The organism is Streptomyces sp. YPW6 (assembly GCF_018866325.1).
In the GTDB taxonomy this organism is placed as follows: domain Bacteria; phylum Actinomycetota; class Actinomycetes; order Streptomycetales; family Streptomycetaceae; genus Streptomyces.
Map to the genome: position 1 here is coordinate 2,326,888 of NZ_CP076457.1, position 23,327 is coordinate 2,350,214.

A 23,327-nucleotide genomic window follows, 5' to 3' on the forward strand; every position below is an offset into this window, starting at 1 on the left:
GATATTCAGCCGGTGTCAAGGGTCTGGTTCCGTGATCCGGCCTGGTGCGGAGCCAGGGCGGGGGGGTACTGCGGGCCATGGCGTGGCCGGATGGTGGGCGCAGGTCCTGAGGGACCGCGGTGGAGCTGTGGGGGGGGGGTGAGGAGAAGGGGAGCGAGGAGAGGGCCCGGGTCAGGGCAGAAACCACCTTGCCCGCCGGGCAAACCGGCGGGCAAGGGTTTTGAGGTGTATCTGAGCTTGGCGGCGGGAGGGTGTGGTGGTTACCCGCTACTTCTTGCGGTCTGCGGGGGAACCGGCCGCTTGCCGGTTCTTGAACCCGATGTCCTGGTACCGGGGGGCGGCGAAGCCGAACGCCCCGACGTTCGCGAGCTTCTTGTCGACCGCGACGAGCTGCGGTCGCTGGAAGAGCGGAATCGATCCGGCGGCGGCCCAGATCCGGGCGTCCGCCTGCTTCATCAGCTCCCGGGCCGCCTTCTCGTCCAGCTCGGCGGCGGCCTTGTCGAAGAGCTGGTCGATGTGGTCGGTGCCGACCCGGGTGTAGTTCTGCTCCACCAGGAGGGAGCCGTCGGTGGCCGGCTCCGGCTTGGCGTAGATCGGACGTCCGTCGGTGGCGGGGTAGGCGGTGGCCGGCCAGGAGTACAGCGCCAGATCGTACGCGCCGGAGGCGATGTGGTCCTTGAAGTAGCTCTCGTCGGGGACCTTGGTGATCTCCGTGCCGACCCCGATCTTCTCCAGCATCGCGGCGATCTTGTCGCCGACGCTGCGCAGCGACTGGGAGCCGGGCCCGGAGGGGAGGACGAAGCGCAGGGTCAGCGTCTTGCCGTCCTTGCCGAGCTGCCCCTTGGCCGCGGCGGGCGCCGGGGCGGCCGTTCCGACGGGGGCGTACGCCCCGGCGGCTCCCCCGCGCTGCTTGTCGGTGGCGGCGACGGCGCCGTCCTCGGCGAGGAGACCGGCCTGGCGGAGCAGGGCGGTGCCCTGGACCGCGGCGGTCCGGGCGGGGGCCAGGACGTGACCGGCGGAGGCGGCGTTCGCCGCGGCGGGAGCGGGGGCGCCGGGCTTGTTGTCGTCGCCGACGATGTAGAGGCCCTCCTCGCGGGAGGCGGCGCTGTCCTCGGAGTCCCGGTCGTCCTTCTCGCGCTCGGCGGCGGAGTCCTCGGCGCCGTCCTCCTCGGCCTTCTTCCCGTCCTTCTCGCTCTTGGCGTCCTTGGCGTCCTTGGCGTCCTTCTCGTCCTCGGCGGTCTTCTTCTCCGCCTCGGCCTCGTCGTCCTTGCCGCCCTTCTTCTCCGCCTCGCTGCCCGCCTTGGTGTCCTTGGGCGGCTCGGCCGCACCGCCCCGGGTCCAGCCGGCGTCCGCCAGCAGGGCCTGGGCCTCCTTGGTGTTCTGCTCGCCGAGCGCCCCGCTGCCGTCCTTGTAGCCGGGCTGCCCGGCGAGGGCGAGGTGGCTGCCGAGCGGCTTCGCCGGCAGGCCCAGCGGCCCCAGCACGGTCTGGGCCAGCTCCTCACGGTCCAGGGCGCGGGCGACGGCCCGGCGGACCCGGTCGTCGGCGAGCGGGCCGGACTCGCCGTTCAGCGCGAGCTGGGTGTAGGCGGGCTCCAGGGACTTGCGTACGGCGAAGTCGCGCAGGGCCTTCTGCTCCGTGGCGTACGCGGCGACGGCCTTGCGGTTCTTCTTCCGGGCGGCCTGCGCGGTCTCCGCCGCCTCCTCGTCGGAGCCGTGCGCCAGGGCCCAGGAGCGCAGGGCCTGGGCGGGGGTGATCTCGGAGCCCGGACCGTGGTTGAGGGGCTGGCCGTTGCCGCCCCGGTCGCGGCGGGCGAGGGTGATGCGGTCGGCGGTGGCCGCGTCGATGTCGGCGATGTCCACCGTCCCCTCGGCGAGGGCCTCGGTGCGGTCCTTCGGGGCGACCGCCCGGAAGACGAGGGTGTCCAGCTTGGCCCTGTCGCCCCACCAGCGCGGGTTGCGGGCCAGCGTGACGGTGCCCTTGGACTTGCTGACGCCGCGCAGGACGAAGGGCCCGGCGGTGTTCTTCAGGGTGGTCCGCGCGCCGTCGTTGAAGGCGTCCGGCGACCCGGTGATCTCCTTCGGGTAGAGCGGCGAGAACAGCGCGCGCCAGTCGGCGTACGGCTTGGAGAACGTGACCCGCACCTGGAGGTCGTCCGCGCCCCGCTCGATCTTCTCGATGCGCTCGTAACCAGCGTTGCGCGCGGTCCAGAACGCGGAGTCCTTGCCCCGCAGCGCCCGCCACTGGGCGACGAAGTCGGGGGCCCCGATCTCCCGCCCGTCGCTCCACACCGCCTGCTGGTTGAGCTTGTAGAGCACGACCTGCCGGGGCTCCCGCTCGATGATCTTCGCGGACTCCAGGTAGTCCGGGTTGAGCTTCGGCCGCCCCGTCCGGTCCATCGGGAAGAGGGTCGGCAGCAGGGCTCCGGTGATCCGGGTGGTGGCGCTGTCCGCGTCCGCCTGGAAGACGTTGAAGGTGGCGGGCAGCGCGTCGACCGCCCAGTTCGCCGTCGAACCGTCGGCGACCGTCTCGCGGGCGGCGGGCGCGATGTCCTGGGGCACGCCGCGGGAGGTCTCCTCGCCGCCGGAGCTGCACCCCGCCAGCACGGGGATCGTGAGCACCCCCGCCGTGAGGAGCGCGAGCGATCGGCGCTTTCGGACCGTCCCGCGCGGGACGCCGACGTGGGACATGGCTGATACCTCCGGGGCCGGCCCGGACCACCCCGTACCGGAATGGACCGGATAGTGCGTATGTGGTGGCATTTGCAGTTGATCACACTGATTCCTTCCGTTTACTGAAAGCGCCCCCTCGCGCGAGAGGGCGCCGACACGACGGCCGGGCCCGCAAGCTCACCCGCCCGGAGGAACGTTCCGCCCCGCACGGCCGACCTGCCCCCTGCCGACGGGGGCGGCACCGCGCCGGAGAGGCAGCCCGGACCTCACCGGAGGGGCAGCCGGCGTGACCCGGGCGACCTTGCCCCCCGCGCGGCCCAGGACCTAGGGTGAATGCGCTTTCACGAGCCTCGTGATCGCCATGCCCGGCACACAGACCACCGGGCCGGTACCAGCACATCCAGCCCCGCACCCGCACCGCCGGACGCGGGGCTGCGGAAGAAGAAGCGGACGGACGGTGGGTCCAGTGAGCGCCCCCACGGTGTACGACGTCGCCGAGCGGTCGGGCGTCTCCATTGCCACGGTCTCCCGGGTCTACCGGAACCCCGATTCCGTACGCGCCCGGACCCGCGAGAAGGTCATGGAGGCGGCCCGCGAGCTGGGGTACGTACCGAGCGGCAGCGCCCGGGGCCTGGCCAGCCGGACGACGGGCGTGCTCGGGCTGTGCTTCCCGGACTACGCGGACCCGGACGCCGAGTCCGCGGCGGCGGCGAGCGACGCGGATGACGACCAGGCCGTCATGCTCTACTCCGACCAGATCATCCGGGGCATGGAACGGGCGGCCCGGCGGCACGGTTACGCCCTGTTGATCGCCGCCTCGCTGGACGGCGGCCCGGAGAGCCTGGTGGCGAAGGTGGCGGGCCGGGTCGACGGATTCGCCGTACTGGCGCGGACCGTGCCGACCGCGGACCTGGAGGTGATATCGCGCCGGCTGCCCGTGGTGATGCTCGCCGGGCCGCGCGAGATCGACCACCTGGACCACATCGTGGTGGCCAACACCGAGGGCGAAGGCGAACTGACCCGCCATCTGATCGAGGACCACGGACTGCGCCGGCTGGCGTTCATCGGCGGCGAGGAGCAGGCGCCGGACGCCGAGGCCCGGTTCCGGGGCTTTCAGGAGGCATGCCGGGACGCAGGCCTTCCGGCGCCCTCCCGGCCGGAGGTGCGCGCGGGGATGATGACGCAGGCCGAGGGCGCACTGGCGGCGGACGCCCTGCTGGACCGATCCGAGGGTACGGGGGTGGAGCGGCCGGAGGCGATGCTGTTCGCCAACGACCAGATGGCGGTCGGGGCGCTCCAGGCGCTGGAGCGGCGCGGGGTGCGGGTCCCCGAGGACATGGCGGTGACCGGATTCGACGGTATCCCGCTGAGCCGTCTGGTCCGCCCGCCCCTGACGACCGTCCGCCAGCCGATCCGGCGGCTGGGCGAGGAGGCGGTGGAGCTCCTGGTCCAACGCCTGGCCGACCCGGGCCGCGCCCCGGTCTCCCTGGAGCTTCCGGTCTCGGTGACCCGCCGGGCGAGCTGCGGCTGCGCCTGAGGGGGCGCGCTCCTCGGGGGTGGCGCGCCGGGGGCGTCGGGCCCTCCAGCGACTGCGCGCCGGAATCAGCCACCGCCGTCAGCCCGCCGCCCTCAGCCGCTGCCCGCCGACCCCAGCCACTCCCCGAAGAACCGCGTCCGCCGGGCGTCGAGTTCCGCCGCCTCGGCCACCATCCCCCGGTACGCGAAGTGCCCCGCCGTCAGCACCTGGAGCTCGCGCTCCCCGGCCAGCGCGTTGTGTACGGCGAACTGCCCCGGCGGCGGCACCGACGGATCGAACAGCGCGGCCGCGACGAACGTGGGCAGGGTCAGCCGGGTCGCCGCCGTCGCCGCGTCGAAGTAGCGCAGGACCTCCGTGACCTCGGGGTGTTCGCGGTGGTACGCCCGGACCGCCTCGCCGCTGCCCGCGCAGGGCAGGGTCAGCCGCAGCGGGTGGTTGCCGAAGGTGGGGACGGTGAGCTGGGCCGCGCCGAAGCGGTCGTCCCAGGGCAGCGCGAGGGCCCCGAGCCCGCCGCCGAAGCTCTCGCCGAGATAGCCGAGGCGGGGCCCGCCCGGCTGTCCGCTCGCCGCCAGCGCGGGTACCAGCGCGGTGAGGGCGGAGGCGGCGCACCACAGGTCGGCCGCGCAGTCCCCGATGACGTACGACGCGCGGGAGCCGATGCCGTGCAGGACGTGGGCGTCGGCCGCGTCCGGGATGCCGTCCACCCGGCTCCGCTCCCCCATGCCCCGTACGCACGGCAGGATCACGGCGGCCCCGGGCAGCGGCGCGGGCAGGGCACGGCCGGGGGCGCTGCGGCCGCCGTACCCGTGCCCGACGACGCATCCGTACCGGACCGGCCCCTCGACGGGAAGCGCGAGCCAGCCGCCGAGCCGGACGCCGCCCACGGAGGTGAAGGTGACCCCGTGGACGCGGACCCCGTCGCGCTCCTCCTCCACCGGCCCGAGGACCGGCCGCGGGTCCACCGCACGGGCTCGCGCGTACCGGTCGCGCCAGAACGCGTCGAAGTCGTCGGGGGCGGGCGGGGCGGGGACCCTCAACAGCGCGTCCGGCGCGTCGTATCCGTAGGCCGGGTCGAACGGGAAGTCGTGGGAGAGCTCGGCGGATGAGGCCATGCCGCGAGCGTAGACGCCGGCCGTCCCCCGCCCGGCGCGGACCCCACGCTCCGCGGGCCCCACGCTCCTCAGGTCTCAGGCCGCGGACGGCAGGCCGCAGGCTGCGGACCGCAGCCTCTGAGCGACGAATCGGTCACATCGCCTGTTGTTCCACAAACCCCGCGTTTACGGTTCAACAACAAGCCGCCGGGAGGCCGGGCGGAGCGACGCCGGGATGTCGAGCACGTTGCACGAGTGTGACCCACCACCCTCTTGCGGATTCCCGAACGTCTGGAGCAGAGTGATGTATGCGCTTACAGGCAGCGCATACATAGCGCATCGCGCAGCATCCGGAATGCTCAAGGAGGAGCCCTCCCATGTCCCGCATCGCCAGAACCGCTCCCGCCGGCATAGCGCTCGCCCTCGCCGTGACCCTTTCCGCCTGCGGCTCCTCCGGCGGCGACGTCGCGGCCGACGAGCAGCAGACGCTGACCGTGTGGGCGATGGGGGCGGAGGGCGAGAAGCTCGCGGACGTGGCCGAGGTCTACGAGAAGGCCAACCCGAACATCACCGTGAAGGTGACCCCGATCGGCTGGGACGTCGCCCACCAGAAGCTCGTCTCCGCAGCGGCGGCGGGCACCCTGCCCGACATGGCGCAGATGGGCGGCAGTTACCTGGGCGAGTTCGCCGAGCTGGGCGTGCTGGAGCCGGTGGACACCGAGGTCTTCGACAAAAAGGACTTCTTCCCGGCGGGCTGGGAGCAGGGCGAGGTGGACGGCACCGCGTACGGCGTGCCGTGGTACGTCGACACCCGCGTCCTCTACTACCGCACGGACCTCGCCGAGAAGGCGGGCGTGCGCCGGGCCCCGGCGAACTGGCAGGAGCTCCAGGACCTGGCCTCCGCCTACCAGAAGAAGGCCGGTACGAAGTGGGGGCTGTCCATCCAGCCCAGCGGGCTGGACACCGTGCAGAACTTCTCCTCCTTCCTGTACTCGGCGGGCGGAGAGATCGTCGACGACAAGGGCGAGGCGGTCATCGACAGCCCGGAGGCGGTCAAGGCGCTGAAGGAGTACGGCAGTTACTTCGACAAGGGCCTCGCCAACAAGTCCGTCCAGCCCGGCTACGACGTGGTGAAGGACTTCGGCAACGGCCGGGTCCCGATGTTCTTCGGCGGCCCCTGGCACGTGACGCTGCTCGACGAGGGCCAGCCGCAGATCAAGGGCAAGTGGGCCATCGCTCCCGTTCCGGCGGACGCCTCCTCCACCTCCATGGCCGGGGGTTCCTCGCTCGTCGTCTCCAAGGACAGCGAACACAAGGCGGCGGCGACCGAGTTCATCCAGTACCTGACCGACACGAAGGGTCAGGCCGACTGGTACGAGCGGACGAAGGACCTGCCCGCCAACACCTCCGCGTGGGAGTCCGGCGCGCTCGCCGACGACGCCGCCCTCCAGATCTTCAAGCAGCAGATGGACACCGCCAAGTCCTCGCCGTCCCTGGCCAACTGGACCGAGATCACCGACAAGGTGGACCAGGCCATCGCCAAGGTGACGCAGGGCAAGGCTTCCGCCGAGGACGCGCTGAAGACCGCGCAGTCCGAGATCGAAGGCCTCGTGAAGCAGTAGCCATGAGCACCTCGACCACCACGACCGGGAAGGCCGCACGGCCCGCGAAGGCGGGGGGCGCACCGCCCTCCGCCCCGGGCCGCGGCCGCCGCAAGCGGACGCTGGGCGTGCAGAACGCGGCGGGCTGGCTGTTCTCCACCCCGTTCCTCGTCCTGTTCGCCGTCTTCATGGCGTTCCCGATCCTCGCCACGCTGGCGATGAGCTTCACCGACTTCGGGCTGCGCAACGTGACGCGCCCGTGGGAGGCGGAGTTCATCGGATTCGAGAACTACGTCGAGCTGTTCGGCGACGAGAAGTTCCTCACGTCCCTCTTCAACACGGGGTACTTCGTGGTCGTCGGCGTACCGCTGACGATCGGGATCGGGCTGGTCGTCGCCGTCCTGCTGAACAACGGCATCGACCGGGCGCGGACCTTCTTCCGGGTCGGCTTCTACGCCCCGGTGGTCACGACCATCGTCGCGGTCGCGGTCGTCTGGCGGTTCGTGCTCGATCCGAGCGACGGGCTGATCGCCGGCCTCTTCTCCGAAGTGGGCTGGACGGCACCGGACTTCCTCGGCTCGGAGACGCTGGCGATGCCGTCGCTGATCGTCATGGCGGTCTGGCGGAACGTCGGCACGGTGATGGTGCTGTTCATCGCGGGCCTCCAGGCGATCCCCACCGAGGTGCGGGAGGCGGCGAAGCTCGACGGTGCGAGTGTCTGGCACGAGTTCCGGTCCATCACGGTCCCGCTGCTGCGCCCGACGGTCCTCTACGCCACGGTGATCACGACGATCGGCTACCTCAACGTGTTCGAGGAGCCGTTCGTGATGACCCAGGGCGGCCCGTCCGACTCGACCCTGACGGTCTCGCTGAACATGTACCGCGAAGGGTTCAACTTCTTCCACATGGGCTACGCGAGCGCCATGGCGTACGTCCTGTTCGTGGTGATCATGGGCATCACGGTGCTCCAGCTCCGACTGCTGAAGGACAACACGAAATGAGCGCCACCAGCAGCGCCCCTGCCAAGCACCTGGGCAAGGGGCCGCGCGGAAAGCGGAGCATCGCCCGCCCCTTGACCTACGTCCTGCTCTCGCTCGGCCTGCTGGTCATGTCGGCACCCTTCCTCTGGATGGGGATCTCCGCCTTCAAGACCCAGAGCGAGCTGTCGGCGAGCCCGCCGGTGTGGATCCCCACCGAGTGGACGCTGACGAACTTCCGGCAGCTGCTCGACAAGCTGGACCTGCCGCTGTACTTCATGAACTCGGTGATCGTGGCGGTCCTGGTGACCGTCTCGAACCTGGTCTTCTGCTCGATGCTCGGCTACGCCCTGGCGAAGCTGAACTTCGTCGGCCGCAACAAGATCTTCGGCCTGGTGCTCGGTGCGCTGATGGTGCCCGGCAACCTGATGCTGCTGCCGCTGTTCGTGCTGATGAGCAAGTTGCAGCTGATCGACAGCTACGCGGGTCTGGTGCTGCCGTTCGCCGCCGGGGCCTTCGGGGTCTTCCTGATGCGCCAGTTCATGCAGTCGATCCCGGACGAGCTGCTGGAGGCGGCCCGGATGGACGGCGCGAGCGAGTGGTACATCTTCTGGCGGATCGTGATGCCGCTGGTCAAACCCGCGCTCGCGACGCTGTCGATCTTCACGTTCCTGGGTTCCTGGAACAACTTCGTCTGGCCGCTGATCGCGACCAACGACCCCGACAAGTACACCCTTCCGGTCGCCCTGGCGACCTTCGCCACCGACCCCAACAAGGCGGGCGGCTCCAACGGGATGCTGATGGCCGGGGCCTTCCTGATCGTGCTGCCGGTGCTGGTCGTGTTCATCGCGCTGCAACGGCACTTCACGCAGGGCATCGCCACGGCGGGCATGAAGTAGCGCCCCCGCCGAGGCACTTCACGTACAGAGACCGCGCCACACCCCTCTCGGCACCCCGGCGCGGCCACACCCCACACCACCACCAGAAAGACATGTCGCGATGACGAACACCCCTGCCCCGAACCAGCCGACGACCGCTTCCGTACCGTTCCCCGAGGGCTTCCTCTGGGGCGCGTCCACGGCCGCCCATCAGATCGAGGGCAACAACACCGACTGCGACTGGTGGGTCAAGGAGCACGCCGCCGGCACCCACATCGCGGAGCCGAGCCTGGACGCCTGCGACAGCTACCACCGCTGGCCCGAGGACATGGACCTGCTGGCCTCGCTCGGCTTCACCGACTACCGGTTCTCCATCGAGTGGGCCCGCATCGAGCCGGTCGAGGGCCGCTTCTCGCGTGCCCAGCTCGCCCACTACCGGCGGATGGTGGAGGGCGCGATCGAGCGCGGCCTGCGCCCGATGGTGACCCTGCACCACTTCACGGTCCCGCAGTGGTTCGAGGCGCGCGGCGGCTGGACGGCGGAGGGGGCGGTGGAGCTGTTCGCCCGGTACGTGGCGGCGTGCGCCCCGGTGATCTCCGAGGGCGTCTCCCACGTCTGCACGATCAACGAGCCGAACATGATCGCCGTGATGGCGGGCCAGGCCAGGCGCGGCGACAACAGCTTCCCGCCCGCCGGCCTGCCCACCCCCGACGACGAGACGACCGCGGCCGTCATCGCCGCCCACCACGCGGCGGTGAAGGAGGTCCGGGCCCTGGACGCGGGCATCCAGGTCGGCTGGACCATCGCCAACCAGGTCTACCAGGCCCTTCCCGGCGCGGAGGACGTCACCGCCGCCTACCGCCATCCGCGCGAGGACGTCTTCATCGAGGCGGCGCGCGGCGACGACTGGATCGGGGTGCAGTCCTACACCCGTACGCGGATCGGCCCCGACGGACCGATCCCGGCGGCCGACGACGTCGAGCGGACGCTGACGACGTGGGAGTACTACCCGGGCGCGGTCGGCGAGGCGCTGCGCCACACGGCCGAGGTGGTCGGGGACGTGCCGCTGATCGTCACGGAGAACGGCATCGCGACCGCCGACGACAGCCGCCGCGTCGACTACTACACGGGCGCTCTGAACGAGGTCGCCTCGGCGCTGGAGGACGGCCTCGACATCCGGGGGTACCTGGCGTGGAGCGCGCTCGACAACTACGAGTGGGGCACCTACAGGGCCACGTTCGGCCTGATCGCGATCGACTGGGAGACCTTCGAGCGCACCCCGCGCGACTCGGCGAAGTGGCTGGGCTCGCTGGGCCGCACCCGCGAACTCCCGCGCACGGCAGCGTAATCCCGGCGCCTCCCGAACCCGGGGGCACCACAGGGCCGACCGGGCCAATCGGGCCGACCTGGACCTGCGGCCTGGCAGCCCGGCGTCTCCCGACCCCCGGGGAGCCGCCCCTCACACGGGGAGCCCCTGACGGCTTCCTCCGGCCGGGGAGCCGGCGGACCTGACGACCGCCGGCTCCCGGGCCACCCGCACGAGCACTGTTCCCCTCCCCTTCTGCCACCAGGAGCCGGACCGATGGACCGTCGCACGTTTCTCACCGCCGCAGGGACCGGGGCCGCGGCCCTGTCGCTCGGAGCCGCAACAGCCCCCGCAACAGCAGCAGCCGCCCCTGCCGACCCGCGTCTCCTGCGGACCTGGTTCCGCGACACGTACCGCTCGATCGAGGCGATGACGACCGACTTCGGCCTGGTCACCGACAAGATCGACCTCAGGGGCGCGGGAGCCCCCGCCCAGTCCCGCCAGACATCACCCACCAACATCGGCTGCGGCCTGTGGTCGACGGTGGCCGCCGCGGGCCTGCGCGTGATCGGCGAGGGGGCGATGCTCCGGTCCCTGACCCGTACGGTCACGGCGGTGGAGCAGCTGGAACGCCACCACGGCTTCTGGCTCAACTGGTACGACGCGCACGACGGTTCGGTGCTGACCGAGTGGCCGGGCACCGGCGACCCGGTCCGCCCGTTCCTCTCCTCGGTGGACAACGCGTGGCTGGTGACGGGCCTGCGGATCGCCGCCGACGCGGCCCCGGCACTGCGCCCGCGCATCGGCCGCATCCTGGCCACGGCGGACTGGTCGTACTTCTACACGCCGTACGACCCGGCCGACCCGGTGGCAGGCCCGGGTCAGCTCCGGGGCGGGGTCTGGACGGACACGGACGAGCCGACCCCGCACCACTACGGTGCGCTCAACACCGAGCCTCGCATGGCGAGTTACCTGGGCATCGCGGACGGCTCACTCCCCGGCGACCACTACTGGCACCTGTTGCGCACGATGCTGCCGGAGCACGAGCAGGAGCAGCAGCCGGGCGGCGGTTACGTCACGGTCGACGGCGTACGCGTGTGGAACGGCCACTACACGCACCGGGGCCGGAAGGTGGTCCCCACCTGGGGCGGTTCGATGTTCGAGGCGCTGATGGTGCCGCTGTTCGTGCCGGAGCCGGAGTGGTCGCCGCGAGCCTGGGGGGTGACGCACCAGCGCTACGTGCGCGGCCAGATCGACCACGGCCTGCGGGAGGCGCGGTACGGCTACTGGGGCTTCTCCCCCGCCAACGTCCCCGAGGGCGGCTACCAGGAGTACGGGGTCGACGCGCTCGGCATGGCGGTCGACGGCTACGCCTCCAACACCGACCGCACCCACACCACGGACGGCGAACCCCTGCCCCCGCCATCGGCGTTCACCAACGGAGTGGTCACGCCGCACGCCTCGTTCCTCGCCCTGCCGTACGCCCGCCGGGAGGCGGTGGCCAACCTCCGTTCTCTGGAGCGGGACTTCGGGGCGTACGAAGAGGGGTTCGGCTTCCGGGACTCGGTGAACGTGTCCACGGGCCGGGTCAGCGACTTCATGCTGGCCCTGGACCAGGGAATGATCGCCGCCGCTCTCGCCCAGGAACTCCGCCCGGGTCTGCTGCAACGGCCCTTCCGCACGGGGGGTTTCCGAACCCGGGTGCGGCCGCTGCTGGAGCGGGAGCGGTTCTCGATCTGAGGGCGGCGGCCGCCAGGAGGGGGAGTCGGCCTCTCCCGGTTCGGCATGCGGCGGCCCGGTCGCCGGCGCTGGGAGCATGCGGCCTGGTGGCCGGTCCGGCAACCGGCGGGGCCCGTACCCTGCCGGAAGTCGGCATGCCGGGGGCGGGGTACGCCGCTCTACCCTGACGGCGTATCCGGCACAGACACCAGCCGGACGGATTCCGGGGGTGGGTGGCACGATGTTCGCGCTGGTCTGGGGAACGTTCGCGACAACGCTGGGCTGGGTCGTCGCGGCGGACTTCCGGGGTGCCGCGCACCGTTTCCACGCGTTCTCCCACGCGGCCACTCCGTTCGCCGGGTCCGGAGCAGCCGTCATCGGCGTCGGCTTCCTCCGTCTGGTGGCGGGGGTGTTCGCCCTGATCGGCCCGATCGTCCTGGTCTCCGGCCTCCTGGACCTGTGGCGCGGCGAGGCGGAAGCGGTCAGCCTGCCGCCGGTTCCCGCCGGGTTCGTCGCGGTGCAAGCCGTGATCGCCGGTGTCGCCCTCTGGAGCGCCTGGCGGCGATCGGGCTTCCTGCGCCGCCAGTGGGACGCCGGCAGCGGCCTGCGGCGCACGGCGGTCGCCGGTGTCACGGCGTCGTTCGTCACCTTCGCCGCGCTGCTCGCCCTCGGCTCGGGGACGTGGATGGTGATCGCCTGGCTGCTGGGCGGCCTGTGCGGCATCACCCTGCTGCTGAGCGACCCGGCCGGCAGAGCGGCGGATGCCTGAGCGGGGCTCTACCTCACCTCGATCCCCTCCAGCATGCGCCGCTGGTGCTCGCGCCCGAGGGTCTCGTAACCGATCACGGTCACGAAGGGCGCGAGCATCACCACGATCAGGCACACGGCCAGCGGCCCTTCCGTCACGGCCAGCAGCCAGGCCGCCAGCAGAACGGCCAGGGTCAGGGCGATCAGGAGCACGTGGAAGCGGTCGGCTGCCGAGAGCAGCAGGGAATGCAGCAGGTAGACGACCAGGAGGTAGAGAGCCACGGGGAAGGCCAGGGTGAGAACCACGACCGTCTCGGAGATCTCCGCGTGGTGTTCGAGGGAGAGGCCCGCCACGTGCAGACCCGCCCCGGCTCCGGCGACGCCGATGAACAGGGGGATGTGTCCGTAGCCGAAGAGATAGCCGCGGTTGCGGCGCCGCTCCAGGACCTCTCCGAAGGGCGTGGTGAAGTAGACCCACCACATGCCGAAGGTCAGGCCGACCCCCGCGACCACGACGGCGATCGCGTTCCCGGTCCAGGCGGTACCGTCGGCTCCGCCGAGCAGTTCCCCCGAAGAGGCGACCGTGCCGACCAGGCTCTCGCCGAGCACGATGATCGCGAACAGGCCGTACCGCTCGGCCATGTGGTGCGGGTGCCAGGGCGTGCCGCCCGCCGCCCCCTGGGCGAAGACGGGCAGCGCGAGTTCCAGTGCGCCGAGGACGACGAACGCCGCGAACACGACGTAGACCGGCAGGCCGACGAAGGCCAGGACGACCCAACCGGCCTGGGCGATCACCGTCCAGCGGATGTTGGCCAGGCACACGCTCCGGAACGCGGGGGCCTCCCGGGCGGCACGGGACCACTGGAGGACCATCGCGATCCGCATCACGACGTACCCGGCGACCATGGCGCGCAGTTCGAGATGGCCGCCCTCGTCGACGGAGTGGAACATCGCGGTGAGCCCGAGCGAGAAGACGACGACCCCGATCATCTGGAGCATCGTCAGGACCCGGTAGAGCCAGTCGTCCGTGGCGAAGGCCGAGGCGAACCAGGTGAAGCTGATCCAGGCGACGCTGATCGCGAACATCGCCATGACGAACGCGGTGACCGCGTGCGCCAGGTGCCCTTCGGCCAGGAGCTCGGCGAACTGCGACGACGCCGTGCCGACCGCGACGACGAAGGTCAGATCGAACAGCAGCTCCAACGGTGAGGCGGCCCGGCCGTCCTCCTCGGGGTCGCGTCCGGTCATCGGGACGAGCCGCCGCCGCGACCGGCCGGGGGCGCCGGTCCTGCAGCTCATGTCGCTCTGGTCGCCCATGTCGCTTTCGGAGTGTTCTGGCATGCGCGCCATCATCCCGAGGCGGGGCCGCCACGACGGGGAATCACACGCCGTCGCGTGGCGTGAGGTGCGGGTGCTCCTGTGCGAGTACGGCGTCCACCGCCGTGAGCGTCGGATCGGTGACGTCCCGGTCGTGGGCGGAAGGGTGACCGTCGAACAGCCCGCACGCGTCCTCGCCCTCCGGATCGGTCACTCCGCACCAGTCCAGCTCCGCCAGGGTCGCCCGCTCGCCCCTCCAGCGGGCCCAGACGGCGGTGCCGTTCGCGTCGTCGTCCCACAACGCCATCGCGTGGTCACCGTCGTGGCCGGCGGCCAGCTCGCAGAGGAGGTGTCCGGCTTCCGGGCGGCCGCCGCCGTCGGCAGCGGCGAGTCGGAGCACGAAGTCCGGGGGCGGCAGCAGGGTCACGGCGGTGCACTGGTTCATGGAGCGGAAGTCCTCCGGTCGTCGCCGTCAGGGCGCGTCGGTGTCGGGTACGTCGGGGGTTTCGGGCGCTTCCGGTGGGCCGGGGGCGTCGGAAAGGCCGGGCGGGCAGGGGGTGCCGGGCGGGCCGGGCGCGTCGTCTCCACGGACGAGTCGCCGGACCTCGCTGTGGACGTGGTCCGCGATGAGGTCACCGAGCGGGTCGGTCACGGAGAACGAGTGCGGCCCGGGGTGATGGTCGAAGTACCCGCACACGGTCACCGTGCGGGTCGCCAGCTCGCGGAGCACGGCAGGACACAGGCGGAGTACGTCGAGCCGGTGCACGCGGTGGGCGCCGGTCCCGGACCAGAGCAGCCACAGGTCCTGGTCGTCCGAGGTGTCCGCCGTCCACAGGTGTGCGGCGTGCTCGGATGATGCGTCGTGGTCGCCCAGCTCGCACAGGGCGAAGTCCTCCGGCCCCACCACATCGGGCGGATGCCCGGGACCGCCCTCCATGGTGGCGAGCGCCAGCAGCACGTCGAGGTACGGCACCTGGGCTACGGCAGTGCATTGCAGCACGCGGTCAGACCCCTTCCGAACGGAACGGGGGCGGGTGGCCCGCCGGGGCTTGTGCCGCCCACCCCACCAGATCGACGGGCCACGCGCCGAGGGTGACGCGCAGCCCCACGAAGGGGTCGACGACGGTCAGCAGGGCGGGCAGCCCGGATTCCAGTGCGCCGAGGGCGTGGTCCTGGCTGCCGTGGTCTCCCGCCCACGCCCGGAGCGCCTCGGGGGCGTCGGAGCCGTGGAAGGTGACCGGGCGGACGTCCCTGGCCCCGAGCCACACGGCGGGCGGGGGCAGGCTGCACCCGTGCGCGTCCGCCAGCCGCAGCGCCTGCCGCCGCAGCCAGCGGAGGACGAGCCGGCGGTTCGGCAGGGCGACCCCGCCGAGCGGGAGTGCCCGGCCGCCGACCGTGGCGGTGACGGCCGCGACGTAGTCCAGCACCCTCGCACGGCCCGCGCCCGGCCGTCCGCCGCTGCCGGGGAGACCCGCGCTCACAGCACCTCTCCCCGGCTGCGCGCGTTGAGCCGCGCGGTACGGGCCCGGAGCCCCTCCATGAGCAACGCGGGCCGTACGTAACGGGGTTCGACTTCCCACTCGCGCCCGCCGCCGACCGGCCGGAGGGACCAGTAGGGGCCGGCGACTCCCTGGAACTCCCCCACGCGGTCACCGCGACTGGTGTCCGCGAGCAGGGTCCCGGGGGCGGGGGCGCCTGGGGGCCGCTCCGTATTCGTGCTGGCGTTCTCGCCGTACACCGATCGCTCCTCTCTGTAGCCGAACGACTACCGGGGCGACTCAGCGTGGCCTAGCGTGGATACGTCTTCAACGTTTCGGAACTGGGGGATACGTTGGTCAACCGCAAGGAAGTGAACCCTGACGGGGGCCCCGAGGCGGCTTACGGAGCGCGCCTGCGGCGGGAGCGAGAGGCTCGGGGCTGGAAACAGGACGACCTCGGGGGCCGCATCGGCTACACGGGACGGCACGTTTCCGGCGTGGAATTGTGCCACAAGTCCCCAACTCGCAAGTTCTCGATCGCCGTTGACGTGGCGATGAATTTCACGGGAACCGCTGACTCGTTCGAGCGCGAGTGGCGGAAGATCAAGCACGGGGTGCTGTTGCAGGGCTTCCCGGAGTATGTGGCGCTGGAGGGCCGGGCGGCGGAGATCCGCATGTTCGAGGTCGGCGTCATCCCGGGCCTGCTCCAGACCCGGGAGTACGCGCAGGCACTGGACGACGCGGCCGTCGCGCGGGGCGTCATCACGCCCGAACAGGCCGAACAACGCATGACGTTGCTCATGGAGCGACAGGGCGCGCTGGTACGCACCGCTCCACCGACACTGATCGCGGTGCTGGACGAGAGCTGCATCCGCCGTCCGGTCGGCGGACCCGCCGTGATGGAGGCTCAGTTGCAGCATCTGGTCGACTTCGCCGCCCAGCCCCACACCATGTTGCAGATCGCCCCTTTCAGCATCGGTGAGCATCGACCATTCAACCGGGCGGTGAACCTGCTGACCCTCCAGGACCGGTCCGTGGTCTCCTATGTCGAGTCCGAGACGCAGGGGCATCTGGACCGCGAACTCAGCTCTGTCATCCCGGTGGTGAGGGCCTACCATCAGTTGCAGGCCGTGTCTCTGTCCCAGACAGAGACCGTGGACATGATCCACGAGCATCGAAAGGGCACCCCGTGACCAGCGAATCCACGACCCGGCAGTGGGTCAAGTCCTCCTACAGCGGCAATGGCGGCACCTGCGTCGAGTGGGCCCCGGCCACCGCCTCCACCACCGGCATCGTCCCCGTACGCGACTCGAAGAACCCGGACGGCCCGGCCCTGGCCGTCGCCGCCGCCGCGTTCTCCTCCTTCGTGGCGGGCGTCAAGGCCGGGGGCTTCGACACCACCACCTGACCGGCGCCACCGCCTGACCGGCATCACCGCCGTCGCTCCGGCCACGCCCCACCGCGCCCGCGCGCACGGTGGGGCGTACCGCTGTCCGGACGGGCCCGGCCGTGCCTGCGCTCCCGGTGTGACGGCCACGGAGCCGGCGGGTCGGACCGATCGTGAGGACGACCGTCCGCCGCCTTCCTCGCCGCCGTGGAGAGCGACGCGCCTTCAGCGTGCCCTTCGTCCGGCGCGGGCGCGGCCCACCGCCTGGTTGGCGGCTTCCAGGGCGAGGCCGACGGCGGCGACCGTGAGCAGGCGCAGCCACCACGGGAACCCGAGGAACTCCCCGCACACGAAGACCGTGACGAGCGAGACGACGAGTGTCACCACGAACGGGAGATTCTTCACTTCGCCGTTCGCGGAGGTCGGCGAGGTCGATGAGTTCGAGGAATCCGAAGAATCCGAAGAATCCGACCGCGAAAATGATGTCATGCCGAAAGCACGTCCTTCCTGTGACGGATGACGGAAGAACCAGCCTGATTCGTCTCCGCATGACCGGGCATCGCCCGGAAACGGCACGCAGCACATGCCCTCTGCTCCCCCGTGCATTTCCCCTGTCGGTGAGCCGGATGACACCGATGTGGTCAGCATCGGATGCGGCACGGAACGAGCCTAGCCGGACATGATCATCGCCAGACCACGGCTCGGCTGTGAGCATGTGCACGGTGGGGAAGAGCAACCTTTCCGCGATGAACGGCCTCCACCCCGCCCGCATTCGGAGGACGAAGCACCAAGTCCCCACGGGGAACACATACGCGGCCTCGCCCGGCGGACCAAAGCCCCCGAACCCGTTTCCGTACACCGTGAGTCGAAAGGGCTACCAGCCCATCCCCACCACCACGGCCAGCGCCGCCAGCAGCACGCACAGCGCTCCGTTGACGATCCGGTGCTCCCAGAACACCGCGACGAACTCCCGGATCGTCGCGCTCGGCCAGAAGTACGCGGCGGTGGGCGAGCCGATCACCTGGCCGCGCACCCCCTCCTTGCGGGCGGTCATCGCGGCCCGGAACGCGTGGAAGTTGTTGGTCACCACGACGCAGACGTAACGCTCGTCGGCCGCTTCCATCAGGCTCCGGCTGAAGCGCAGGTTCTCCGTCGTCGTACGCGAGCGGTTCTCCTCCAGGACGAGATCCGGGTCGGCGCCCTCGGCCACCAGCCAGCGGCCCATCGCCTCGGCCTCCGGCAGCTTCTCGTCCGGGCCCTGGCCCCCCGAGACCAGCAGGGCGGGGGCCGGTCCGCCCCGGGCGATCTGCTGGTCCCGGACCCGGAGGCCGGAGCGCAGACGCGAGGCGAGCAGTGGAGGAACGCGTTCGCCGCCGATGAGGCCCGACCCCAGCATCACCACGAAGTCCACGTCGCCGCGCACCCGGATGCGGCCGTAGAGAAAGGCGTAGGCGAGGAAGCAGAGGAAGAGGAAGGCGACGTAGCCGGTGATCAGGACGACGGCCAGGATGAAGGCGCGGTACGCGTGCGAGCCGCCCAGGTAGTCGGCGGTGACCACGAGGGCCAGGACCGCGAAGATTCCCACCCCGGCCAGGCCCGAGAGGAGGTTGGCCGGGCGGCGGCCCTCCTTGCGGACCATGGTGAGGCCGTTGACCACGAGGAAGCCGCCGAGGACCACGGTCGCGATCACGGGCACCAGGAACACCAGCGCGTACACCGGCACGGCCAGGCTGTCCGGCAGCCGGTCCACCTGCGTCAGCAGGGCGAACGACAGGCTCAGCACGGTCAGCCCGAGCAGCACCGCGTTGCGGAACTGGCGGCGGTCCTGCCGTACGCCCCAGCAGAACCAGAGCAGGAACACGGCCGTCGGGGCGAAAGCGATCACGGGGACCTCGGGTTCGTGGGTACGTCGGGGGCGGGGCGGCTGCGGCGGCGGGCCGCCGGACGGATGCCGGCGTGGGTCCGGCGGCTACCGCGCGGAGCCCCGGTTCTCCGCGATCCAGTCGCCGTTCGTCTGCCAGGCGTACAGGGTGCGGCCCTCCAGCGCCACGTAGTAGGAGCCGCAGCGGCCCTTCGCTGCGCTCGCGGAACCCGAGGGGAACCAGGACGCGCTGATCTCGGGGTCCGGGGCGCTCCTGCCGTCCAGCGGTTCGCACGGCTCGGGGAGACGGCCGTCGCGGAGGGTGGCCTTGAGGATGCGTTCGCCGCCGGTCGTCCGCATGGCGTACTCGACGGACGCAGCGTCGTCCGGCAGCCAGCGGGGAACGGACTCGCGCTCCCCTTTGGCCTCCTTGCCCGTGGCATAGGACGAGGTCTGTTCGTGGCGTCCGTCGTACCACTCCCTGGCCTCGGGTACGGCCACGGCGGCCCCGACTCCGAGGACCGCCACGGCGCCGACGACGCCTATCAGAACGCCACGCATGCTCTCTCTCCTGTCTCGACTTCGAGCAGCTGTCTTCCGCTCACCTCCACTCTCGGCCACTCCTGCGCCGGAAACATCAGACTATGGGGCATTTAGACGTACACCTCTGGTCGCACAGGCCCCTAGGGCAGATCCTGGGCCTCCGCATCGCCCCGCGGACCTACGCTGCCCTCGTGCACAGCATCGAACTGCTTCCGGACGAGTCGACCGACCGGGCCGTGCGCCGCGTGTGGCAGTCCCTCGCGGACGAGGGCCTGCCCAGCCAGACCGCACACCGCCATCCGACCAACCGGCCGCACCTCACGCTCGCCACGGCCGGGGCGCTCACCGCCGAAGCCCGTACCGCGCTGGCGGAGGCCCTCGCCGCGCTTCCCCTCCCCCTGCACCTGGCCGGGCTGCTGCGCTTCTCCGGCCGGATGAACGTGCTGGCCTGGGCGGTGCGGCCCGACAGCGCCCTCCTGGAACTGCACGCGAGGGTGTGGCGGATCCTCCGGGAGACCGCCGGGGACGACGACCGCCCCAACCCGCTGCTCTCCCCCGGCCGATGGGTCCCGCACATCACGCTCGGCCGGGGCCGGGGCGCGGTGTGGCCGGGCCCCGACGGGCGGTGGCTCCCCTGCGAAGCCGGCGGGCCGGGCGCTCTGCCGGGGTGGTGGGCCAAAGCCCGGTCCTACGACTCGACGAGCCGGACGACGGCGGGCATCGGGCCGGGGACGTGATGACGCCGACGGAGACGCCGGACCCACGCCCACGCCCTCACCGGCCTTCGCGGGCGGGGCGAGATGGCGGGACGGAGACCTCGACCATCTGCCCCAGCCCCGGGGCCAGGAGAAGCGGAGTTCTTAATTCCGGCGCAGTGCCTGTCTGGGTAGAGTGATCGGTCGTGCGTTTTCCCCGCTCGGAGGGCTGAACATGAGGGAACACCGACAGCGGCGGGTGACCGTGGTCACCGGCGGCAGCAGGGGCATCGGGGCGTCGGTCTGCCTCCGGCTGGCGGCCGAGGGACATGAGGTCGCCGTCGGGTACCGGTCGGACGCGGAAGCGGCTCGGGAGGTGGTCGAGAAGGTGCGCGCGCTGGGCCGGTCGGCCATCGCGGTGGCGGTCGACACCGCGGACGCGGCGGACGTGGACCGCCTGTTCGACACCGTCGTCGCACAACTGGGCCCGGTCACCGGACTGGTGAACAACGCCGGGGTGAGCGGGCCGGTCGGACCGCTGGCCGACGCCGACCCCGACGGCATGCGGCAGGCCCTGGAGGTCAACGTCCTCGGTTACCTGCTCTGCGCCCGCCGGGCCATCGGCGCCATGACGGCGGGCGGGGCGATCGTCAACATCTCCTCCGCCGCCGCGACGCTCGGCAGCCCCGGCACCTACGTCCACTACGCGGCGGCCAAGGCTGCCGTGGACGCCATGACGGTCGGGCTGTCCAAAGAGGTGGCGGCCGACGGCATCCGGGTCAACTGCGTCGCGCCCGGCACCGTCTGGACCGACTTCCACGCCGACCCCCAGCGGCCCGCCAAGGTGGCGGCACTCGTCCCCATGGGCCGCGCCGGCCGGCCCGAGGAGATCGCCGGGGCGGTGGCCTGGCTGCTCTCGGACGATGCCTCCTACGCCACGGGAACGGTCATGAGGATCGCCGGCGGAATGTGAGCACCTGCCTCACATCTCACAGGTGCTCACAGCGTTCCGGAGCCGTTCGCGGACCGTACGGGGAACCGATGGCGATCACGGGCTCCCGGAACGGTCCGGCCGGGGCGAAGCGGCGGTCCGATCAGCGCCGGGGCGGCGACACGCCGTACCGGACGGTCAGCGCACCAGCCGGACCAGCTTGTGGTTGGCGAACTCCTCCATGCCGAACCGGCCCAGCTCCCGGCCGAACCCGGACCGCTTGACCCCGCCGAACGGCAGCTCCGCCGCTGTGCCGGACGGGGCGCCGACGAACACCATGCCGGTCTGGAGACGCTGGGCGACCCGCTCGGCCTGGGCGTCGTCGTCGGTCTGGACCGAGGCGCTGAGACCGTAGGGCGAGTTGTTGGCGAAGTCGACGGCCTCCTCCTCGGAGCCGACCTTGAACAGCAGAGCCACCGGCCCGAACAGCTCTTCCTTGTAGGCCCGCATGTCGGGGGTGACGCCCGCGAGCACGGTGGGCTCGTACCAGGCGCCGGGGCGGTCGATGCGCTTGCCTCCGGCCAGCACCGTAGCCCCCTTGGAGATCGCGTCCTGGACCTGCTCGTCCAGGGTCTCGACCGCCTTCTCCGACGAGAGGGGGCCCATGAAGGTGCCCGGGTCGGTGGGGTCGCCGACGGTGATGCCCCGGACCGCCTCGGTGAAGGCGGTCGAGAAGCCGTCGTAGTGCTCGTCCAGGGCGATGATGCGCTTGGCGGCGTTGCAGGCCTGGCCCGCGTTGCCCATCCGGCCGATCAGCGCGTTCTTCACCACCCGCTCCATGTCCGACGCGCCGAGGATCAGATACGGGTCGGAGCCGCCCAGCTCCAGCACGACCTTCTTCAGGTTGCGGCCCGCGATCTCCGCGACGGCCGCGCCCGCCCGCTCCGAGCCCGTCAGCGAGACGCCCTGGATCCGGTCGTCACCGATCAGCGTCTCGATCTGCTCGTTGGTGGCGAAGATGTTGACGTACGCCCCCTTGGGCAGGCCGGCGTCCTGGAACAGCCGCTCCATCGCCAGCGCCGACTCCGGACACTGCGGGGCGTGCTTGAGCAGGACCGCGTTGCCCAGCATCAGGTTCGGGGCGGCGAACCGGGCCACCTGGTAGTACGGGAAGTTCCACGGCATGATCCCCAGCAGGGTGCCGACCGCCTCCTTCCGGATGACGGCCCGGCCACCGGAGGCCACGTCCAGCTCCTCCGCCTCCAGGAAGCCCTCGCCCCGCTCGGCGTAGTAGCGGTAGATGGACACGACGGTGCGGATCTCCCCGAGGGCCTGCTTGACCGGCTTGCCCATCTCGCGGGTGATGATGGCGGCGAGCTGGTCCCTGCGCTCCTCGTAGAGGTCCGCGACCCGCCGCAGCACATCGGCCCGCTCCGCCGCAGGACGGGCGGCCCAGGTGCGCTGCGCGTCGTCGGCCAGGGCGAGCGCGTCGCGCAGCTCGCCGTCGGTGGCGGTGGGGTACTCCTGTTCCGTCTCACCGGTGGCAGGGTTGACGACTCGGTACGTGCTCATGACTTCCTTCCGTGGGGAGCGCCCGGACACGGTCCGTGCGAGCCTGAGAGGGCCGCTGGACGACCGGGCGGACATTCGGGTACCCATCCGGCAGATGCGCACACGTCGACTCTGCCGCCGCGCTCGCGACGGCGCTCGGCCACGGGCCCTCCCCGGTCATCCCGACCAGGCCATCCCGCCCCGGTCATCCCGACCAGGTCATCCCGCCCCGGTCGGCTCCGGCGGCCTCTCGGCGGAGACGGCGATCGTGCCCTGGGCCACCGCGCACAGCGTCTCCGCCCCCTCCGCGTCCACCGTCAGCAGGTCGCAGCGGCAGACGATCCGGCTCCGGCCCGGCCGGACCACCTGCGCCCGCGCACGGAGCACCTCGCCCACCGCGGGGCGCAGGTAGTCGATGGTGTATCCGGCCGTCAGGACGGCCGAGCCGACGACCGCGCCCGCCGCGAAGGTGAGGGCGTTGTCGGCCGCGTAGCTCAGGACGCCTCCGTGGACGAAGCCGTTGTGCTGGCGCAGTTCGTCGCGTACGTCCAGCTCCAGGACCGCCGCCCCGTCGCCGAAGGCGGTGAGCCGCGCGCCCAGCAGGACGCTGAAAGGCTGGGCCTCCAACACCTTGCGCCCGAAAGCGAGTTGCTGAGCGTCCGCCGTCATGCTCCACCTCTGTCTCCTCGGGAGGGACGAGCCTCGCCGCCCGGGAGCGGTGACACCGGCGTCGGCCCTGTCGTACCGGACCGTTGCTGTCCGGCGCATGGAGAACATGATCCCTCGCGGCAACCGGCTCGGCGACGAGATGTTCCGCACGTTCGTGAGAGAGGTCGCATCGATGCACTTCGGCTCCCGGAGCCTGTCCGACGTCGAGCGGGCAACCTCCCCGCTGGGCTGGGAACTTCAGGAACCGAAAGAGGTCGCGGGCCGGGTCTGGCGCAGGTTCGCCGCCCGGACGGGACCTTCGGCCGGATACGGCACCCTGATCGCCGCCGCCCCGGAGCCCGAGCGGATCCGCGACGACTTCGGCTGACG

The 23,327-nt window shown here is 71.6% G+C and carries 24 protein-coding genes; 12 read left to right on the forward strand and 12 right to left on the reverse strand.

All coding sequences use genetic code 11. From position 1 onward, the window contains the following. Window positions 1-267: 267 nt before the first annotated feature. Window positions 268-2,688, reverse strand: coding sequence for an ABC transporter family substrate-binding protein (locus tag KME66_RS10065; RefSeq protein ID WP_216321109.1), 2,421 nt, complete (start codon window positions 2,686-2,688; stop codon window positions 268-270). Between the two features lie 448 nt (window positions 2,689-3,136). Between KME66_RS10065 and KME66_RS10070 the strand changes: the two genes are divergently transcribed. Then, window positions 3,137-4,207 (forward strand): LacI family DNA-binding transcriptional regulator, encoded by a 1,071-nt coding sequence (locus KME66_RS10070; RefSeq protein ID WP_216321112.1) that lies wholly within the window; start codon window positions 3,137-3,139, stop codon window positions 4,205-4,207. A 92-nt stretch (window positions 4,208-4,299) separates the two neighbouring features. On the opposite strand, the gene KME66_RS10075 is transcribed toward KME66_RS10070, so the two are convergent. Beyond that, window positions 4,300-5,319, reverse strand: a complete 1,020-nt coding sequence (locus KME66_RS10075) for an acetylxylan esterase (protein ID WP_216321115.1) — start codon at window positions 5,317-5,319, stop codon at window positions 4,300-4,302. A 356-nt stretch (window positions 5,320-5,675) separates the two neighbouring features. On the opposite strand from KME66_RS10075, the gene KME66_RS10080 reads away from it, so the two are divergent. From KME66_RS10080 to KME66_RS10105, 6 genes are all read left to right on the forward strand, one after another. Further along, window positions 5,676-6,920, forward strand: a complete 1,245-nt coding sequence (locus tag KME66_RS10080; protein WP_216321119.1) for a sugar ABC transporter substrate-binding protein — start codon at window positions 5,676-5,678, stop codon at window positions 6,918-6,920. A 2-nt stretch (window positions 6,921-6,922) separates the two neighbouring features. Beyond that, entirely contained in the window at window positions 6,923-7,900 is a 978-nt protein-coding gene (locus KME66_RS10085) for a carbohydrate ABC transporter permease (protein WP_216321122.1), read from the forward strand. Further along, window positions 7,897-8,775: a carbohydrate ABC transporter permease gene (locus KME66_RS10090; RefSeq protein ID WP_073215081.1), complete on the forward strand. Its 879-nt coding sequence runs from the start codon at window positions 7,897-7,899 to the stop codon at window positions 8,773-8,775. The genes KME66_RS10085 and KME66_RS10090 overlap by 4 nt, the downstream gene beginning before the upstream one ends. Before the next feature lie 100 nt (window positions 8,776-8,875). Next, window positions 8,876-10,102, forward strand: coding sequence for a glycoside hydrolase family 1 protein (locus tag KME66_RS10095; RefSeq protein WP_216321125.1), 1,227 nt, complete (start codon window positions 8,876-8,878; stop codon window positions 10,100-10,102). 234 nt (window positions 10,103-10,336) lie between these two features. Further along, window positions 10,337-11,800 carry a glucoamylase family protein gene (locus KME66_RS10100; protein WP_216321129.1) on the forward strand — a complete coding sequence of 488 codons (1,464 nt, stop codon included), beginning with the start codon at window positions 10,337-10,339 and terminating at the stop codon, window positions 11,798-11,800. Window positions 11,801-12,008: 208 nt separating this feature from the next. Continuing rightward, window positions 12,009-12,548 carry a hypothetical protein gene (locus KME66_RS10105; protein ID WP_236726216.1) on the forward strand — a complete coding sequence of 180 codons (540 nt, stop codon included), beginning with the start codon at window positions 12,009-12,011 and terminating at the stop codon, window positions 12,546-12,548. An 8-nt stretch (window positions 12,549-12,556) separates the two neighbouring features. Here KME66_RS10105 and KME66_RS10110 read toward each other — a convergent pair whose 3' ends face one another. The 5 genes from KME66_RS10110 to KME66_RS10130 form a co-directional block, all read right to left on the reverse strand. Next, a complete protein-coding gene (locus tag KME66_RS10110; protein WP_216329194.1) occupies window positions 12,557-13,774 on the reverse strand; it encodes a low temperature requirement protein A in 1,218 nt (405 codons plus the stop codon). A gap of 133 nt (window positions 13,775-13,907) precedes the next feature. Further along, entirely contained in the window at window positions 13,908-14,288 is a 381-nt protein-coding gene (locus tag KME66_RS10115; RefSeq protein WP_216321132.1) for a hypothetical protein, read from the reverse strand. 27 nt (window positions 14,289-14,315) lie between these two features. Then, window positions 14,316-14,843: a hypothetical protein gene (locus KME66_RS10120; protein ID WP_216321135.1), complete on the reverse strand. Its 528-nt coding sequence runs from the start codon at window positions 14,841-14,843 to the stop codon at window positions 14,316-14,318. A 4-nt stretch (window positions 14,844-14,847) separates the two neighbouring features. After that, window positions 14,848-15,270: a hypothetical protein gene (locus KME66_RS10125; RefSeq protein WP_216329196.1), complete on the reverse strand. Its 423-nt coding sequence runs from the start codon at window positions 15,268-15,270 to the stop codon at window positions 14,848-14,850. A gap of 50 nt (window positions 15,271-15,320) precedes the next feature. Further along, the gene (locus tag KME66_RS10130) at window positions 15,321-15,581 is read right to left on the reverse strand and encodes a hypothetical protein (RefSeq protein WP_073215109.1); all 261 of its coding nucleotides are present in this window, start codon (window positions 15,579-15,581) and stop codon (window positions 15,321-15,323) included. A 93-nt stretch (window positions 15,582-15,674) separates the two neighbouring features. Between KME66_RS10130 and KME66_RS10135 the strand changes: the two genes are divergently transcribed. Together KME66_RS10135 and KME66_RS10140 are read left to right on the forward strand one after the other, a co-directional pair. Continuing rightward, window positions 15,675-16,514, forward strand: coding sequence for a DUF5753 domain-containing protein (locus KME66_RS10135; protein WP_073215111.1), 840 nt, complete (start codon window positions 15,675-15,677; stop codon window positions 16,512-16,514). Then, window positions 16,511-16,729 (forward strand): DUF397 domain-containing protein, encoded by a 219-nt coding sequence (locus tag KME66_RS10140; protein WP_216321138.1) that lies wholly within the window; start codon window positions 16,511-16,513, stop codon window positions 16,727-16,729. Before KME66_RS10135 ends, KME66_RS10140 begins: the two co-directional genes overlap by 4 nt. A 204-nt stretch (window positions 16,730-16,933) precedes the next feature. Here the strand turns inward: KME66_RS10140 and KME66_RS10145 are convergent, their stop codons facing one another. The 3 genes from KME66_RS10145 to KME66_RS10155 form a co-directional block, all read right to left on the reverse strand. Beyond that, window positions 16,934-17,095 (reverse strand): hypothetical protein, encoded by a 162-nt coding sequence (locus tag KME66_RS10145; protein WP_253208281.1) that lies wholly within the window; start codon window positions 17,093-17,095, stop codon window positions 16,934-16,936. 487 nt (window positions 17,096-17,582) lie between these two features. Further along, window positions 17,583-18,593, reverse strand: a complete 1,011-nt coding sequence (locus tag KME66_RS10150; protein ID WP_216321152.1) for a YdcF family protein — start codon at window positions 18,591-18,593, stop codon at window positions 17,583-17,585. An 84-nt stretch (window positions 18,594-18,677) separates the two neighbouring features. Next, complete coding sequence (locus tag KME66_RS10155; RefSeq protein ID WP_216321154.1) at window positions 18,678-19,130, reverse strand: hypothetical protein; 453 nt, start codon at window positions 19,128-19,130, stop codon at window positions 18,678-18,680. A gap of 173 nt (window positions 19,131-19,303) precedes the next feature. Here KME66_RS10155 and KME66_RS10160 point away from each other — a divergent pair, with 173 nt between their 5' ends. Further along, on the forward strand, window positions 19,304-19,849 hold the full coding sequence (locus KME66_RS10160) for a 2'-5' RNA ligase family protein (protein ID WP_216321157.1): 546 nt from the start codon (window positions 19,304-19,306) through the stop codon (window positions 19,847-19,849). Between the two features lie 193 nt (window positions 19,850-20,042). Further along, window positions 20,043-20,780, forward strand: a complete 738-nt coding sequence (locus tag KME66_RS10165; protein ID WP_216321161.1) for an SDR family NAD(P)-dependent oxidoreductase — start codon at window positions 20,043-20,045, stop codon at window positions 20,778-20,780. A gap of 156 nt (window positions 20,781-20,936) precedes the next feature. Here the strand turns inward: KME66_RS10165 and KME66_RS10170 are convergent, their stop codons facing one another. Both KME66_RS10170 and KME66_RS10175 read right to left on the reverse strand, forming a co-directional pair. After that, window positions 20,937-22,310, reverse strand: a complete 1,374-nt coding sequence (locus tag KME66_RS10170; protein WP_216321164.1) for an NAD-dependent succinate-semialdehyde dehydrogenase — start codon at window positions 22,308-22,310, stop codon at window positions 20,937-20,939. Window positions 22,311-22,508: 198 nt separating this feature from the next. Further along, window positions 22,509-22,958 carry a PaaI family thioesterase gene (locus tag KME66_RS10175; RefSeq protein ID WP_216321167.1) on the reverse strand — a complete coding sequence of 150 codons (450 nt, stop codon included), beginning with the start codon at window positions 22,956-22,958 and terminating at the stop codon, window positions 22,509-22,511. Between the two features lie 97 nt (window positions 22,959-23,055). Here KME66_RS10175 and KME66_RS10180 point away from each other — a divergent pair, with 97 nt between their 5' ends. Next, window positions 23,056-23,325, forward strand: a complete 270-nt coding sequence (locus KME66_RS10180; RefSeq protein ID WP_253208282.1) for a hypothetical protein — start codon at window positions 23,056-23,058, stop codon at window positions 23,323-23,325. The last annotated feature ends 2 nt before the right edge of the window (window positions 23,326-23,327 follow it).

Bases quoted from the DNA above. Each gene is read 5' to 3' on its own strand.
- KME66_RS10065 (WP_216321109.1), bottom strand. From the start codon at position 2,688: ATGTCCCACGTCGGCGTCCCGCGCGGGACGGTCCGAAAGCGCCGATCG.
- KME66_RS10075 (WP_216321115.1), bottom strand. From the start codon at position 5,319: ATGGCCTCATCCGCCGAGCTCTCCCACGACTTCCCGTTCGACCCGGCC.
- KME66_RS10080 (WP_216321119.1), top strand. From the start codon at position 5,676: ATGTCCCGCATCGCCAGAACCGCTCCCGCCGGCATAGCGCTCGCCCTC.
- KME66_RS10085 (WP_216321122.1), top strand. From the start codon at position 6,923: ATGAGCACCTCGACCACCACGACCGGGAAGGCCGCACGGCCCGCGAAG.
- KME66_RS10090 (WP_073215081.1), top strand. From the start codon at position 7,897: ATGAGCGCCACCAGCAGCGCCCCTGCCAAGCACCTGGGCAAGGGGCCG.
- KME66_RS10095 (WP_216321125.1), top strand. From the start codon at position 8,876: ATGACGAACACCCCTGCCCCGAACCAGCCGACGACCGCTTCCGTACCG.
- KME66_RS10100 (WP_216321129.1), top strand. From the start codon at position 10,337: ATGGACCGTCGCACGTTTCTCACCGCCGCAGGGACCGGGGCCGCGGCC.
- KME66_RS10110 (WP_216329194.1), bottom strand. From the start codon at position 13,774: ATGACCGGACGCGACCCCGAGGAGGACGGCCGGGCCGCCTCACCGTTG.
- KME66_RS10115 (WP_216321132.1), bottom strand. From the start codon at position 14,288: ATGAACCAGTGCACCGCCGTGACCCTGCTGCCGCCCCCGGACTTCGTG.
- KME66_RS10155 (WP_216321154.1), bottom strand. From the start codon at position 19,130: ATGCGTGGCGTTCTGATAGGCGTCGTCGGCGCCGTGGCGGTCCTCGGA.
- KME66_RS10165 (WP_216321161.1), top strand. From the start codon at position 20,043: ATGAGGGAACACCGACAGCGGCGGGTGACCGTGGTCACCGGCGGCAGC.
- KME66_RS10170 (WP_216321164.1), bottom strand. From the start codon at position 22,310: ATGAGCACGTACCGAGTCGTCAACCCTGCCACCGGTGAGACGGAACAG.
- KME66_RS10175 (WP_216321167.1), bottom strand. From the start codon at position 22,958: ATGACGGCGGACGCTCAGCAACTCGCTTTCGGGCGCAAGGTGTTGGAG.
- KME66_RS10180 (WP_253208282.1), top strand. From the start codon at position 23,056: ATGGAGAACATGATCCCTCGCGGCAACCGGCTCGGCGACGAGATGTTC.